This window comes from Gordonia heveisoli (assembly GCF_030315745.1).
GTDB lineage: Bacteria > Actinomycetota > Actinomycetes > Mycobacteriales > Mycobacteriaceae > Gordonia.
Genome location: NZ_JASXSH010000002.1, coordinates 61,369 through 75,310, shown reverse-complemented (window position 1 = coordinate 75,310; position 13,942 = coordinate 61,369). Strand labels below are relative to the sequence as shown.

The 13,942-nt window shown below is 67.0% G+C and carries 17 protein-coding genes; 13 read left to right on the top strand and 4 right to left on the bottom strand.

Annotation, left to right across the window (positions count from 1 at the left end; all coding sequences use genetic code 11):
* Positions 1 to 93: 93 nt before the first annotated feature.
* Together QSJ18_RS02025 and QSJ18_RS02020 are read right to left on the bottom strand one after the other, a co-directional pair.
* Positions 94 to 579: a hypothetical protein gene (locus QSJ18_RS02025; RefSeq protein ID WP_286324541.1), complete on the bottom strand. Its 486-nt coding sequence runs from the start codon at positions 577 to 579 to the stop codon at positions 94 to 96.
* Positions 580 to 723: 144 nt separating this feature from the next.
* Positions 724 to 1,179: a type II toxin-antitoxin system VapB family antitoxin gene (locus QSJ18_RS02020; RefSeq protein ID WP_286324540.1), complete on the bottom strand. Its 456-nt coding sequence runs from the start codon at positions 1,177 to 1,179 to the stop codon at positions 724 to 726.
* Positions 1,180 to 1,267: 88 nt separating this feature from the next.
* Between QSJ18_RS02020 and hrcA the strand changes: the two genes are divergently transcribed.
* The 13 genes from hrcA (at position 1,268) to QSJ18_RS01955 (ending at position 13,015) form a co-directional block, all read left to right on the top strand.
* Complete coding sequence (gene hrcA / locus QSJ18_RS02015) at positions 1,268 to 2,302, top strand: heat-inducible transcriptional repressor HrcA (RefSeq protein ID WP_286324539.1); 1,035 nt, start codon at positions 1,268 to 1,270, stop codon at positions 2,300 to 2,302.
* 112 nt (positions 2,303 to 2,414) lie between these two features.
* Positions 2,415 to 3,587 carry a molecular chaperone DnaJ gene (dnaJ, locus tag QSJ18_RS02010; protein ID WP_286324538.1) on the top strand — a complete coding sequence of 391 codons (1,173 nt, stop codon included), beginning with the start codon at positions 2,415 to 2,417 and terminating at the stop codon, positions 3,585 to 3,587.
* A 9-nt stretch (positions 3,588 to 3,596) separates the two neighbouring features.
* Complete coding sequence (locus QSJ18_RS02005; RefSeq protein ID WP_286324537.1) at positions 3,597 to 4,346, top strand: 16S rRNA (uracil(1498)-N(3))-methyltransferase; 750 nt, start codon at positions 3,597 to 3,599, stop codon at positions 4,344 to 4,346.
* Between the two features lie 3 nt (positions 4,347 to 4,349).
* The gene (locus QSJ18_RS02000) at positions 4,350 to 5,138 is read left to right on the top strand and encodes an alpha/beta hydrolase family protein (protein ID WP_286324536.1); all 789 of its coding nucleotides are present in this window, start codon (positions 4,350 to 4,352) and stop codon (positions 5,136 to 5,138) included.
* Between the two features lie 117 nt (positions 5,139 to 5,255).
* Positions 5,256 to 6,308, top strand: coding sequence for a PhoH family protein (locus QSJ18_RS01995; protein ID WP_286324535.1), 1,053 nt, complete (start codon positions 5,256 to 5,258; stop codon positions 6,306 to 6,308).
* Positions 6,305 to 6,889, top strand: coding sequence for an rRNA maturation RNase YbeY (ybeY, locus tag QSJ18_RS01990; protein ID WP_286324534.1), 585 nt, complete (start codon positions 6,305 to 6,307; stop codon positions 6,887 to 6,889). The genes QSJ18_RS01995 and ybeY overlap by 4 nt, the downstream gene beginning before the upstream one ends.
* A gap of 2 nt (positions 6,890 to 6,891) precedes the next feature.
* Complete coding sequence (locus tag QSJ18_RS01985; protein ID WP_286324533.1) at positions 6,892 to 8,244, top strand: hemolysin family protein; 1,353 nt, start codon at positions 6,892 to 6,894, stop codon at positions 8,242 to 8,244.
* Between the two features lie 24 nt (positions 8,245 to 8,268).
* The gene (locus QSJ18_RS01980; RefSeq protein WP_286324532.1) at positions 8,269 to 8,610 is read left to right on the top strand and encodes a cytidine/deoxycytidylate deaminase family protein; all 342 of its coding nucleotides are present in this window, start codon (positions 8,269 to 8,271) and stop codon (positions 8,608 to 8,610) included.
* Complete coding sequence (gene era / locus QSJ18_RS01975) at positions 8,607 to 9,524, top strand: GTPase Era (RefSeq protein WP_286324531.1); 918 nt, start codon at positions 8,607 to 8,609, stop codon at positions 9,522 to 9,524. The genes QSJ18_RS01980 and era overlap by 4 nt, the downstream gene beginning before the upstream one ends.
* Positions 9,524 to 10,936 carry a YhgE/Pip domain-containing protein gene (locus QSJ18_RS01970; protein WP_286324530.1) on the top strand — a complete coding sequence of 471 codons (1,413 nt, stop codon included), beginning with the start codon at positions 9,524 to 9,526 and terminating at the stop codon, positions 10,934 to 10,936. The genes era and QSJ18_RS01970 overlap by 1 nt, the downstream gene beginning before the upstream one ends.
* An 87-nt stretch (positions 10,937 to 11,023) precedes the next feature.
* On the top strand, positions 11,024 to 11,782 hold the full coding sequence (gene recO / locus QSJ18_RS01965) for a DNA repair protein RecO (RefSeq protein WP_286324529.1): 759 nt from the start codon (positions 11,024 to 11,026) through the stop codon (positions 11,780 to 11,782).
* A 13-nt stretch (positions 11,783 to 11,795) separates the two neighbouring features.
* On the top strand, positions 11,796 to 12,620 hold the full coding sequence (locus tag QSJ18_RS01960; RefSeq protein WP_286324528.1) for an isoprenyl transferase: 825 nt from the start codon (positions 11,796 to 11,798) through the stop codon (positions 12,618 to 12,620).
* Complete coding sequence (locus QSJ18_RS01955) at positions 12,617 to 13,015, top strand: hypothetical protein (RefSeq protein ID WP_286324527.1); 399 nt, start codon at positions 12,617 to 12,619, stop codon at positions 13,013 to 13,015. Before QSJ18_RS01960 ends, QSJ18_RS01955 begins: the two co-directional genes overlap by 4 nt.
* Positions 13,016 to 13,072: 57 nt before the next feature.
* Here the strand turns inward: QSJ18_RS01955 and QSJ18_RS01950 are convergent, their stop codons facing one another.
* Both QSJ18_RS01950 and QSJ18_RS01945 read right to left on the bottom strand, forming a co-directional pair.
* Positions 13,073 to 13,495: a Fur family transcriptional regulator gene (locus QSJ18_RS01950; RefSeq protein ID WP_286324526.1), complete on the bottom strand. Its 423-nt coding sequence runs from the start codon at positions 13,493 to 13,495 to the stop codon at positions 13,073 to 13,075.
* Positions 13,492 to 13,878: an ArsR/SmtB family transcription factor gene (locus tag QSJ18_RS01945; protein WP_286324525.1), complete on the bottom strand. Its 387-nt coding sequence runs from the start codon at positions 13,876 to 13,878 to the stop codon at positions 13,492 to 13,494. The genes QSJ18_RS01950 and QSJ18_RS01945 overlap by 4 nt, the downstream gene beginning before the upstream one ends.
* Positions 13,879 to 13,942 lie beyond the last annotated feature (64 nt).

Sequence of the window (13,942 nt, the reverse complement as noted above, 5' to 3'; positions counted from 1 at the left end):
GAGGGCCGGGCCGGGTGTGTCGACGGCCCCCGCGGTGTCGCGCGCGGGGGCCGTCCGTGGCCACAGATGTGGCCGTGGCAGAGAACTCGCGGGTCAGTACCCGAAGTCGGGATTGCCCTGGCAACCGGTGGCGCAGTTGGCCTTCCAGTCGTACTTCCAGATCCCGGCCTCGCGGATGTAGTGATAGGTGAAGCTCGTCGCCGGGAAACCGGCCATCACGCCGTTACCGGTGACACTCATGCGGTTGCCGTTGACGTTCACCTTGGTGATCCGGCCCTGGATCGAGAAGTAGTCATAGGTCTTGCTCATACCCATGAGGGTTTGCAGCGCCTTGCGCACCTTCGGGGTGTCGCCTCGGTAGCTGACCGCGTACTTGGGCTCGAGCGGCACATTCGGGTTGTAGAACCCGGCGTAGGAACGCTCGATGTCACCGGCGGACGGAGTATTCGCACGGATCGGCAGATCGGCGGCCTTGCCGGTGCGAATGTTGACGTCGGCGCTCGCCGGCGCGGTCAGGCCGACGGACATGACGATCACGCCGAACACGGCGATCGCCGCGGTCTTGAGGAACTTGCTCATGGATATCCTTCTTCACCCGGACCCGGCCACGCGGATTCGACACAGCGCAGGTCAGAAACGATTCGGTGAAGCAAACCTAGCCACGCGTAGTTAGGTTAGTCAATCCTCATCCCAGAAATCTGGGTCACATGACCAGGTCGATGCTCACCAGGATCGTGAATCACGGGTCGGCAGCGTCCAACCGGTACTGCGTCCGGCGTTCGGCTGGGCGTCGTGCCGGGCGCCGCCGAGATGAGGCGGGCGCGGGGTGTCGGTGCCCTGCGTCAACTGGATCTCCAGGGCCGGGGCACCGGGGGACAGGTCGATGCTGTCGAGATCCAGGGTTCGCGCGTGGATGATGTGCCGGTTGCGCAACGCCGACCGGACCGCGCGGTGCAGGCCGTCCTCGAGATACAGCTCGCCCCGCCAGCGCACGACATGCGCGAAGAGGTCCCCGTAGAAGGTCGAGTCCTCACTCAGCAACTTGTCGAGGGCCAGCACGGTGGTCACCGTGGTGAGCTGATCGAGGCGGAGTTGGCGTGGTGGGATTTTGGCCCACAAACGCGTGGACAGTCCGTGGTCGGGATAGGGCTTGCCCTCCCGGACGCCCTTGAAGATCATTGCATCCCAGGCCTTCGTACACCGGTTTCGTAGAATGGACGTAACCACTGTATGGCAAGCGACGGTTCGGATCGGAGGTGTAGCGCAATTGTCGACGACCGATGATCGCCGTTTCGAGATTCTGCGCGCGATCGTCACGGACTTCGTGGCGACGCAGGAACCGATTGGCTCCAAGGCACTCGTCGAGCGTCACCAGCTCGGTGTGTCCAGCGCGACCGTCCGCAACGACATGGCGGTCCTGGAGGCCGAGGGATACATCACCCAGCCGCACACCAGCTCCGGGCGCGTACCCACCGACAAGGGATATCGGCTGTTCGTGGACCGCATCAGCGAGATCAAACCGCTGTCGGCGGCCGAACGGCGGGCGATCCTGTCGGTCCTCGATTCCGGCGTCGACCTCGACGACGTCCTGCGCCGGTCGGTGCGTCTGCTCGCCCAACTGACACGCCAGGTCGCGGTGATCCAGTATCCGGTGCTGTCGACGGCGACCGTCCGGCATCTCGAAGTGGTCAGCCTGTCGCCGTCGCGACTGTTGCTGGTCCTCATCACCGACAATGGTCGCGTCGAACAGCGGATGGTCGCGCTGCAGCGAGACATCGACGACGCCGACCTGGCCCGCCTGCGGGATATGTTCTCGCAGGCACTCGACGGCCAGCGCCTCGAGGCCGCCTCCGCGGCCGTCGCCGAACTCGCCAACGCCGCCCCCGACGACATTCGTCCGGTGGTGGTCAACATCGCGACGGTGCTGGTGGAGACCCTCGTCGAACGCGGGGACGACCGTCTGGTGCTCGGCGGCGCCTCCAACCTCGCGCGTGCGGCCGCCGACTTCGGTTCCATGGCCGGCGGCATGGATACGGTGTTGGAGGCGCTGGAGGAGCAGGTCGTGGTGCTCAAGCTGCTCGCGACCACCCAGCGCGCCGGTGGGGTGACCGTGCAGATCGGTGAGGAGACCCAGACCGAGAACCTGCGTGGCACCTCGGTCGTCTCCACCGGGTACGGTGCATCGGGCACCGTCTTCGGCGGAGTCGCCGTGGTGGGGCCCACCCGAATGGACTATCCGGGAACCATTGCGTCGGTCGCCGCCGTTGCAAAATATGTCGGCGAAGTGCTGTCGGAGCGTTGACCTGATGGCCGCCCACCCGCGGCAGCGCCGACCGGACGCACTGAACCGATGAACCACCCCGGCCCCGACCTCGGCCGGTTCGATTTACGACGTGAGAAGGACCGCTACCACCGTGGCACGTGATTACTACGGAATCCTGGGCGTGGCGAAGGACGCCAGCGAACAGGAGATCAAACGCGCCTACCGCAAGAAGGCACGCGAACTGCACCCCGACGTCAACCCCGGCGAGGAGGAGCGGTTCAAAGAGGTCAGTGCGGCCTACGAGGTCCTCAGCGACCCGGAGAAGCGGCGCATCGTCGATGCCGGGGGCGATCCGCTCGCCGGCGCCGGCGCCGGTGCCGGTGGCTTCGGCGGGTTCGGTGGCGGTGGCGGCGGATTCGGTGACGTCTTCGAGGCGTTCTTCGGGTCCGGCGGTGCCTTCGGTGGCGGTGGCGGATTCGGTTCGGGACGCGGACCGCGCTCGCGGGTGCAGCCGGGTGAGCCCGCACTGGTGTCCCTGGAACTCGATCTCGCCGAATGCGCCTCGGGTGTCAACAAGGAGATCACCGTCGACACGGCCATCCTGTGCGACGTGTGCACCGGCTCGGGCGCCAACGGTGACACCAAGCCGGTCACCTGCGACACCTGTCACGGCGCGGGTGAGATCCAAGCCGTACAGCGCTCGTTCCTCGGCCAGGTCATGACGGTGCGAGAATGCCCCACCTGCCACGGTGTCGGCGAGACCATCCCCGATCCGTGCCGCAAATGCGGCGGCGACGGTCGTGTCCGGACGCGCCGCACGATGACGGTGCGAATCCCGGCCGGCGTGGAGAGCGGTATGCGGGTCCGGCTGACCGGCCAGGGTGAGGTCGGTCCCGGCGGCGGTCCGGCCGGCGACCTGTACGTCGAGGTCGCCGAACGCCAGCACGAGATCTTCATGCGCGACAAGGACGACCTGCACTGCACGCTCAAGGTGCCGATGATCGACGCCGCCCTCGGTGGCGAGATCGACATCGATCCGATCATCGGGGATCCGGTGACGGTCACCATCGCACCCGGCACCCAGCCCGGCCAGGTCGTCAAACTGCGTGGTCAGGGCATGCCGCACGTGAATTCGACGGTGCGCGGCACCCTGCACGTCCACCTCGACGTCGTCGTGCCGAGTCGGCTCGACAACGCCCAGACCGAGGCCCTGAAGAAGCTCCGGGCGGACTTCGGCGAGCAGATCGAGGTCGTCTCCACGGCCACCGCGGCCGGTCCGGGCGGACTGTTCTCCCGGCTGCGCAACGCTTTCGCCGGACGGTAGGAGCCGACGTTGAGCCCGCCCCTGTTCTGGGCCGACACCGTGCCCGAACCGGGCGCCGAACTGGTGCTCAGTGGTGCGGAGGGGCGTCACGCGGTGACTGTCACGCGCCTGGCGGTGGGGGAACGGATATTCGTCGGCGACGGCGCGGGCACGGTGGTCGGGGCGCAGGTCTCCTCGATCGAGTCCAAGGACACCCTCGTCGCAGCGGTCCGTGAACTGACCTTCCGGCCCCGGCCGCAACCGCTGGTCACGGTGGTGCAGGCGCTGCCGAAGTCGGAGCGTTCGGAACTGGCCGTCGATCTCGCCACCGAGGCGGGTGTCGACGTCATCGTGCCGTGGCAGGCGGCCCGCTGTGTGGCGCGCTGGAGTGGCAAGGCCGACAAAGGGGTCGCCAAGTGGCGGGCCGCGGCGGCGGCCGCCGCAAAACAGAGCCGCAGGCCGTGGATCCCCGACGTGACCGACCTCGCCACCACCACCGACGTCCGTGAATCGTGTGCCGACACGGTCGCCGAGGGTGGCATCGTCGCGGTGCTGCACGAGGAGGCGAGCAGGCCCCTGCGTGCTTTGGACCTGGCGCAGGTTCCGTCGATCGTGCTGGTCGTCGGTCCCGAGGGCGGACTCGACGAAGGGGAGGTCGCCGATCTCACCGCACTCGGCGCGCATTCGGTCATCCTCGGCCCGGAGGTACTGCGAACCTCCACCGCAGCGGCTGTCGCGCTCGGCGCGATCGGCGCACTCACCGAACGCTGGGGTCGCTGAGAGATGTTGCGCCGCTGCCCAGTTCACCGGAGCAAGATCGAATACGGTGATGCGCCCGCACAATTCGGCCATCTCTATCACGCCTCGGATGTCGCGGACCTGCCGGACACGATGCGGCCGATCGTCCTCGTCCACGGGGGCTACTGGACCACCGAATTCGGCTTGACCATCCAGTCGGCGATCGCCCGCCAGTACGCCGAACGTGGTGCGCTGGTGTGGAATATCGAGTACCGGCGGGTCGGGGAACCGGGCGGCGGCTGGCCCACCTCCGGTAACGACGTGGTCGCCGCGATCCGTGCCCTCGACGACCCGGTCCGCGGGAGCCTGTCCGCCGAGGTCGCCCCGCGGGTGGATTGGTCGTCGGTGGCGGTCGTCGGGCATTCCGCCGGTGGACAACTCGCGATCTGGTCGGCCGCGCAGCTGGGTGCGCGGACCGCCCGCAGCCGGATCGATCTGGTGATCGCCCAGGCTGCCGCCCTGGATCTGGTGGGGGCGGGCCAGGCCGATCGTCCGTCGGTGCGCGCCCTGATGGGTGCCTTCTATCGGGATGCGCCGGAACGCTACCGGGCGGCTTCGCCGATGGCGGCGCCCGTCTTCGATGCTCGGGTGGTGGCGATCCACGGGGAACGGGATGCGGCGATCCCCGTCGAGGTCAGCCGCGAATACGTGCGGCAGGTCAGTGCCCGCGGGCAGCGCGCAGAGGTCATCGTCGTACCCGAGGAAGGCCACGATGTCTTCGTCGACCCGCGCAGCGTCGGGAACCGGCAGACCATGCGGGTGCTCGGCGTATGAGCGAGGTGGGCACGGTTATTGCCTACGGCCACGTCGGCCTCGCGCGATACACTGGCCTGCACCACCGAATCGCTTCGGTGAGACCAACGGATGCGACGACCAGGAGTGATTTCATACGTGACTGACGACACCCCCGACATGAGCGGGCAGTCGAACGCGGTGCCACCGCGTCGTCCTGTGGTCACGTCCACCGTCGAAGTCTCTCCCGAGATGGTATTCGGGCTGCTCGGCGCCACCGACGTCAATCTCCGCACGCTCGAACAACTCTTGCCCGCCGACATCCATGTCCGCGGCAATCAGATCACCCTCACCGGCGTGGCCGCCGACGTCGCCGCCTCGGAGCGGGTCGTCGCGGAACTCGTCGACCTGGTCGGCCGGGGTACTCCGCTGACCCCGGACCTCGTTCGTCAGGGCGTGTCGATGCTGTCCGAGGGCACCTCCGAGTCACCGGCCGAGGTGCTTTCGCTGGACATCATCTCCCGCCGGGGTAAGACGATCCGGCCCAAGACGCTCAACCAGAAGCGGTACGTCGATGCCATCGACGCCAACACCATCGTCTTCGGGGTGGGCCCGGCAGGCACCGGCAAGACGTACCTGGCGATGGCGAAGGCCGTGCAGGCATTGCAGGCCAAGGACGTCACCCGGATCATCTTGACCCGGCCTGCCGTGGAGGCGGGCGAGCGGCTGGGCTTCCTGCCCGGCACGCTCAGCGAGAAGATTGACCCGTATCTGCGCCCGCTGTACGACGCCCTGCACGACATGATCGATCCGGAGTCCATCCCGAAGCTGATGGCTGCCGGCGTCATCGAGGTGGCGCCGCTGGCGTATATGCGGGGCCGGACCCTCAACGACGCCTTCATCATCCTCGACGAGGCGCAGAACACCACCGGTGAGCAGATGAAGATGTTCCTCACCCGGCTCGGTTTCGGATCGAAGGTGGTGGTCACCGGCGACGTCACCCAGGTGGACCTGCCCGGCGGCGACCGGAGCGGATTGCTTGCGGCGACAACGATTCTGGAAGGAATCGACGACATTCACTTTTCGCGACTGACCAGTCAGGACGTGGTGCGGCACCGGCTGGTCGCCGATATCGTCGACGCATACGGACGGGCCGAGGAAACCGGCAACCGCACGGCCCGACGGGCCGCATCACATGGACGGCGCTCATGAGTATCGAATTCGCCAACGAGTCGGGCGTCGAGGTTCCGGCTCAGCTCGTCATCGACGCCGCGACCTTCGCCGTGGTCGCGATGGACGTCAACCCCGCGGCCGAGCTGTCGGTGTTGTGTGTCGACGAGGATGCGATGGCCGACATGCACATGCAATGGATGGATCTGCCCGGACCCACCGACGTGATGAGCTTCCCGATGGACGAACTGGTCCCGGGATCGCGTCCGGATGCCACCGAACCGGGGCCGGCGATCCTCGGCGACATCGTGCTGTGCCCCGAGTTCGCCGCGCGGCAGGCCAAGGAGGCACGCCGGTCCTTCGAATACGAGCTGTCGATGCTGACCATCCACGGGGTTCTGCATCTGCTCGGCTTCGACCATGCCGAACCCGACGAAGAGCGTGAGATGTTCGGGTTGCAGAACGAGATCCTGGAAGCCTTCTACGCCGAACGGCATCTGCGGGCGCAGGAACAGCGTCAGTCCGACCGGGATGCGCGACTGCTCTCGAATATCGGGTTCACCGGCGGCCCGACCGAGCCCGGCCCGGCCGAGAAACCGGACACGGTGCCCGGGGAGCAGTGAGCGTGCCCGACGACATATGGCTCGTCGTCGCGGCGATCGTGCTGCTCTGCGCAGGCGGGCTGTTCGCGGCCGTCGACACAGCGGTGTCGACCGTATCGATCGCGCGCGTGGACGACATGGTCAAGGAAGGCCGGGTCGGCGCCCGCAGGCTGTCGACGATCCTGTCCGCGCGGGCCAGCTACGTAGGCCTCGCGGTTCTGCTCCGGATGGTCTGCGAAACCGCGGCCGTCGCGATGATCGCCTACACCCTCACCGAACTGTGGGGTGTGGGCTGGGGGCTGACCGCAACGATCCTGGGGATGGCGGTCGTCTCCTATGTTGCGGTCGGTGTGGGTCCGCGCACCCTGGGCCGCCAGCACGCCTATTCGATCGCGCTGGCCTCGGCACTTCCGCTGACCGCCCTCGGTGTCCTGCTGAAGCCGGTCACCCGGCTGCTCATCCTGATCGGTAACGCGCTGACTCCCGGCCGCGGATACCGCAACGGCCCGTTCGCCACCGAGGTCGAGTTGCGTGAAGTGGTCGACATGGCCGAGGCGACCGGGGTGGTGGCCGAAGGCGAACGGCGAATGATCCAGTCCGTCTTCGACCTCGGTGACACCAGTGCGCGCGAGGTCATGGTGCCGCGACCGGAGATGGTGTGGATCGAGTCCGACAAGCTTGCCTCGCAGGCCACCAATCTCGCAGTGCGGTCGGGTCATTCGCGGATACCGGTGATCGGTGAGAACACCGACGACATCCTCGGTGTCGTCTACCTCAAGGACCTGGTGGCCACCTCGGCGGCCGCGCGCGGCGCACCCACCACACTGCTGGTCCGTGACCTGATGCGGGGCGTCGAGTTCATCCCCGACACCAAGCCGCTGGACAAGGTGCTCGCCGACATGCAGCGCACCCGCAACCACATGGCGCTGCTCGTCGACGAGTACGGCGGTATCGCCGGTCTGGTGACCATCGAAGACGTGCTGGAGGAGATCGTCGGGGAGATCACCGACGAATACGACACCGACGAGGTGGCCCCGGTCGACGACCTCGGTGACGGCACCTTCCGGGTCTCGGCCCGGCTCCCGGTCGAGGATCTCGGCGAACTGTTCGACGTCGAGATCGACGACGACGAAGTCGAGACGGTCGGCGGTCTGGTGGCACTGGAACTCGGCCGTGTGCCGCTGCCGGGTGCGCAGGTGCGATCACACGGCCTGCATCTGGTCGCCGAAGGCGGACCCAACCGGCAGGGTCGTCAGCGCATCATCACTGTGCTGGTCAGCCGGGTGGCGGACGCCGACGCCGCGGGCACCGATGCCGATGAGACCGATGACCGCCGCGAACATTCGACACGCGACAGCGAACACCCGAAAAGTTAGCGAACAACAGAAAAGATGGGGTCCGTGACGCATTCACTCGACAACGAGGACCAGAAGTTGGTGGTGCTGGCGCGGGGTGCGCTCGCACGTGCCGAGGTGCCGTCGGGGGCCGCGGTCCGCGACGGTGACGGCCGCACCTATGCCGGCGCCGACGTCGACACCGCCACCCTGAAGCTGACCGGTCTGCAGGTGGCCCTGGCCACCGCGCTGGCCAGCGGTGCCCGCAGCTTCGAGGCCGCGGTGCTGGTCAACGCCGACCCGGACGATCCGGGCCTGGCGACGCTGCGCGAGGTCAGTCCCGCCGCCTACGCCTACCTGACCGATCTGGCCGGTCAACCCCTTCGACGTCTGGATCCGACCACATGACCGAACCCGAATTCCGTTCCGGCTTCATCTGTTTCGTCGGCCGCCCGAATACCGGGAAGTCGACCCTGACCAATGCGCTGGTCGGCGAGAAGATCGCGATCACCTCGAACCGGCCGCAGACCACCCGCCACACCATCCGGGGGATCGTCAACCGCCCGGACGCGCAGCTGATCCTGGTCGACACCCCCGGACTGCACCGTCCCCGCACTCTGCTCGGTAAGCGACTCAACGATCTCGTCCGCGACACCTACTCCGAAGTCGATGTCATCTGTGTCTGCATACCTGCCGACGAGGCGATCGGACCCGGCGACCGGTGGATCATCTCGCAGGTGCGGGAGATGGCGCCGCGCACCACCGTCGTCGGGGTGGTGACCAAACTGGACCGGGTGTCGCGCGACAAGGTTGCCGAACAGCTGATGGCGCTGTCCGCCCTGCTCGGGCCGTCGTCGGAGGTTGTCCCGGTGTCGGCGAAGACCGGCAGGCAGCTCGACGTGTTCACCGACCTGCTGGTCTCGCTGATGGAACCGGGTCCGGCCTTCTATCCGGAGGGCGAACTCACCGACGAACCCGAACAGGTGCTGATGGCCGAGTTCATCCGGGAAGCGGCTCTCGAAGGTGTGCACGACGAACTGCCGCATTCGCTGGCGGTGGTGATCGAGGAGGTCATCGACCGCGACGACCGTGGACCCGACCAGCCGCCGATGGTCGACGTCCACGCGATCCTCTATGTGGAACGCGACAGCCAGAAGGGCATCATCATCGGCCGCAAGGGCGCTCGTCTCAAAGAGGTCGGTACCGTCGCCCGGGGCCAGATCGAGAAGCTGCTCGGCGTGAAGGTCTATCTGGATCTGCATGTGAAGGTCGCCAAGGACTGGCAGCGCGATCCCAAACAGCTGGGCCGAATGGGGTTCTGATGGGTAAACACGAGGGTGCCGACGACACCGAGAACCTGACCGGTGAAGGGGAGCACGCCGCACCGGAGCCGGAGGCGGCGGCCGGTCGGACGATCGCCGGAGTCCTCGGGTCCCCGCGGTTCTGGCTGCTACCGGTCGCGCTGGTGGTCGGCTTGTTCTGTCTGATGGCCGCCCTGTACATGGGTGCGGTCGTCAACCCGGAGAAGCATCTGCACGACTTCCCGATCGCGCTGGTCAACGAGGACACCGGTGGTGAGGTCGAGACCGGCGACGGGCAGAGTTCCCGGGCGAACTTCGGCGACCAGGTCGCCGACGGGATCATCGAGACGGCGGCCCGTAGCGGTATCGCGATTCATCGGACCGACCGCACCACCGCCTTCGACCAGCTCGCCGCCGGTGAGGCGTACGGCATCGTGGTGATCAAGGCGGGGTTCACCAATTCGGCTGTAGCACTGGGCCGTTCGGCCGTACTGCCGGCCAAACCGGAATCCCCGGCGATCGCCGTGTATATCAACCGCGGCTCGGGCACCTTCGCCTCGTCGGTGACCACCACCTTCGCCGACCGGATGCGGGCGCAGGTGAACGCCCAGATGGGGCAGCAGCTCACCGACACAGTGCGCGGTCAGCTGGTCAAATTGAACCTACCGTTCTCGGGGGCGGCGCAGATCGCGCTGGCGACTCCGGTGGCCGTCACCGTCAGCGAGGCCACCGAACTGCCGCCGGGCGCGGGCAACGGCCTGTCCGCCTTCTATTTCACCTTGTTGCTGATCCTCGCCGGATTCACCGGCGCGATGATGGTCAGCATCCTGGTGGACGGCATGTTGGGGCAGACCCCGATTGAGTTCGGTCCCTTTTATCAGCTGCGGGCCAGGCTGGCGATCTCCCGGTGGGGGACACTGGCCGCCAAGTGGGTGATCATGTTGCTGGTCGCGCTGGTGCAGTCCGTGCTCTACATCGTGGTGTGTGTGGCGGTCGGGACATCGTTGCCGAACGCCTTCGTGCTGTGGGCGTTCTCCACACTCGCGATCTTCGCGGTCGGGGTCAGTGCGAGCACCATGATGGCGCTCTTCGGCAACCCCGGGCTGATCCTCAATCTGGTGTTCTTCGTGGTCTTCGGTCTGCCGTCGTCGGGTGGCACGCTGCCGCTGGAGGCCAGCCCCCGAATCTTCGAGTGGATAGCGGCGGTCGAGCCGATGCACGTCGTCTACCTGGGGGTGCGGTCGATCCTGTATTACGACGCCGACCTCGGTGCGGGACTGGGGCGGTCGGTCATCCAATGTCTGGGCGGACTGGCCATCGGCGTACTGCTCGGCTGGGCGGGCACGCGGTTCTACGATCGCAAGGGCTGGCATCGCTACCCGGGCGGGATGATCCTGCCGCCGAAGTTGGACCGGCTCGTCAACGCTGGGTGACCGAAGCGCGACCGCCATCGCCGGTGCTGCCGGATGCCGGTCGTGTCGGGTGCCTACGGTGTCGGGTGCGAGTGGAAGAATGAGCGGGTGAGGTTCTATCGGGACGACGCCGTCGTCCTCCGCCAGCACAAGCTGGGGGAGGCCGACCGCATCATCACCTTGCTCACCGCCGAACACGGACTGGTCCGGGCGGTGGCCAAGGGCGTCCGTCGTACCCGATCGAAATTCGGCGCGCGGCTGGAGCCCTTCGCCCATATCGATGTCCACCTCTACCCAGGACGCAACCTCGATGTGATCACCCAGGTGCACAGCCTGCATGCGTTCACCGATGCGATCGTCGCCGACTACGGCCGTTACACCACGGCCTGCGCAGTCCTGGAAACCGCCGAGCGGCTCGCCGGTGAGGAACGTGCCCCGGCGCCGCAACTGCATCGGCTCACCGTCGGGGCGCTGACAGCGCTCGCCGAGGACCGTCGGCCCCGCGAACTGATCCTGGACGCCTTCCTGCTGCGGGCGATGCACTGTGCGGGATGGATGCCCGCGCTGGAGGAATGTGCGCGCTGCGCGTCGCCGGGACCCCATCGTGCTTTTCACGTGGCGGCCGGTGGTGCGGTGTGCCTGCACTGCCGCCCGGCCGGTTCGGCGACCCCTTCGCCGGGGGTGCTCGATCTGATGGACGCACTGTTCCGTGGACAGTGGGAGCACACCGTCGACGCCGGCTCGTCCCTGCAACGACAGGCGAGTGGACTGACCGCCGCGCACCTCCAGTGGCATCTGGAGCGTCAGCTACGAACCCTGCCGCTCATCGAGCGCACGGCACCCCATAGGCTGGTGGAAACGGCGTGAGAGGAGTCGGCTGATGGCGCTACGGCCAGGTGGATCGGCCCGGCGACGAAGCTCGACGGCCGATGCGCCCCGGGTGATCCGGCCCCCAGATCCGCATCCCAGCGGTGCCCGGCCACCGGCGATTCCGGCCGAATTCGTCCCCAAGCATGTGGCTTTGGTGATGGACGGCAACGGGCGCTGGGCGACCGACCGTGGGCTGCCACGCACCGAAGGGCACAAGCGCGGCGAAGCGGTGCTCATGGATTCGGTGTGCGGTTGTATCGAGATGGGGGTGTCGTGGCTGTCCGCGTACGCCTTCTCCACCGAGAACTGGTCGCGCAGTCCGGACGAGGTTCGCTTCCTGATGGGCTTCAACCGTGACGTCATTCGCCGCCGCCGCGACGAGATGCACGAGATGGGTGTCCGTGTCCGATGGGCGGGACGTCGGCCTCGTCTGTGGCGCAGTGTGATTCGTGAGCTGGAGATCGCCGAGGAACTCACCAAGGACAACACCGTGATGACACTGACGATGTGTGTCAACTACGGTGGCCGCGCCGAGATCGCCGACGCCGCACGCGAGATCGCGCGGCGCGCGGCCCGTGGTGAAATCGACCCGGAGCGCATCAACGAGGCGAGTTTCGCCCGCTATCTCGACGAGCCGGATATGCCCGACGTCGACCTGTTCCTGCGGCCATCGGGCGAGCAGCGCATCTCCAATTTCCTGTTGTGGCAATCGGCCTACGCGGAAATGGTCTATCAGGAGAAGCTGTTTCCGGACTTCGACCGACGAGACCTGTGGGCGGCGTGCCTGGAGTACGCCGCGCGGGATCGCCGATTCGGTGGGGTCAATCCACAGTGACCGAAACGCTCGCCGTTCGTCTCGAACGTCTGCTCTCCGAGGTTGGCCGGGTCACTGCCGTCGATGCCGAATCGCTGGTCGTCCAGGTGGGTTCGACGCGCGCGTCGATCCAGGTTGTCAACCTCGCCGACGGTCTCGACATGCTGGCGATCACTCAGCTGGTGGCGTTGGATCTACCCAACACCGAATCGCTGCGCACCGACGTCGAGGAGTACGGCGCGCAACTGAACTTCGGGAGTCTGCGACGCTCGGATCCGCTGGGCGTGACCACAGATGTGTTGCAGTACTACACCTTCCCGGTCAATGGACTCGAGGACATCCCACTGCTGACGGTGCTGCACATCATGCTCTCGGCCGGCGCTGACGCGGCACGCAAACTGGTCGGCGACCAATAGACCTCTGTCGCGAGGTCGGGTGGTATCCGCGCCCGCTGTCTGCTCAGGTGCGGTGGGTCAGCGGCAGGCGCTGCAGTAGCCGAACACCTCGACGGTGTGGTTGATGTCGGTGAATCCGTGCTCGGCGGCGACCTGCGCGGCCCACTTCTCGACGGGGTCGGCCTGCACTTCGACGGTGGTCCCGCAGGATCGGCACACCAGGTGATGATGATGGCCGGCCGAACAATGTCGGTAGCGCGTCTCACCCGAACCGTCCCAGAGCACGTCGATCTGTCCGGCCTGGCTGAGTGCCTGCAGGTTTCGGTACACGGTCGTCAGGCCGATGGATTCGCCTCGGGCCTTGAGCTGGTCGTGGAGTTCCTGCGCCGACCGGAAGTCGTCGCCCGCGGCGAGGGCGTCGGCGATCGCGGCTCGCTGCCGGGTGGAACGTACGCCGGTGACGGGTCGGACGGCGGGTTCGCCGGTGGCGTGATCGGTCACGACTCACCGCCGGTACGGGTATCGGCGGTGGAGCAGTGGTCCGACTCGGACGGCGCATCCGATGTCTGCGGTGTGGTCGACACCGGTTCGGCCACGTGGACGAGCGCGTCGGTGACGATGTGGGTGAGATGGTGGTCGACCAGCGAGTAGAGGATCTCCCGGCCGTTGCGCTGGCCGCGGACGACACCGGCATCCTTGAGGACGCGTAGGTGCTGGCTGACCAGCGGTTGGCTCAGTTCGAGCTCACCGACGAGTTCGTGAACGCATTTGGCTTCGGTGGACAGCGACAACACGATGGAGATCCGCGTCGGCGAGGCGAGCGCGCGGAGCAGGTCGGCGGCGGCCGAACGCGACGACGGGTCCGACGTTTCGTGGTTGGGCATCGCGTTCCTTTCGTCACCGGTGCCGGTGGGGGTCCCCATCATTCTAACGGAAACGATTTTCAAT

Coding starts and splice junctions, on each gene's coding strand:
- QSJ18_RS02020 (WP_286324540.1), bottom strand. CDS start 1,179: ATGATCTTCAAGGGCGTCCGGGAGGGCAAGCCCTATCCCGACCACGGA.
- QSJ18_RS01970 (WP_286324530.1), top strand. CDS start 9,524: ATGGGTAAACACGAGGGTGCCGACGACACCGAGAACCTGACCGGTGAA.
- QSJ18_RS02000 (WP_286324536.1), top strand. CDS start 4,350: ATGTTGCGCCGCTGCCCAGTTCACCGGAGCAAGATCGAATACGGTGAT.
- QSJ18_RS01960 (WP_286324528.1), top strand. CDS start 11,796: ATGGCGCTACGGCCAGGTGGATCGGCCCGGCGACGAAGCTCGACGGCC.
- ybeY (WP_286324534.1), top strand. CDS start 6,305: ATGAGTATCGAATTCGCCAACGAGTCGGGCGTCGAGGTTCCGGCTCAG.
- QSJ18_RS01945 (WP_286324525.1), bottom strand. CDS start 13,878: ATGCCCAACCACGAAACGTCGGACCCGTCGTCGCGTTCGGCCGCCGCC.
- era (WP_286324531.1), top strand. CDS start 8,607: ATGACCGAACCCGAATTCCGTTCCGGCTTCATCTGTTTCGTCGGCCGC.
- QSJ18_RS02025 (WP_286324541.1), bottom strand. CDS start 579: ATGAGCAAGTTCCTCAAGACCGCGGCGATCGCCGTGTTCGGCGTGATC.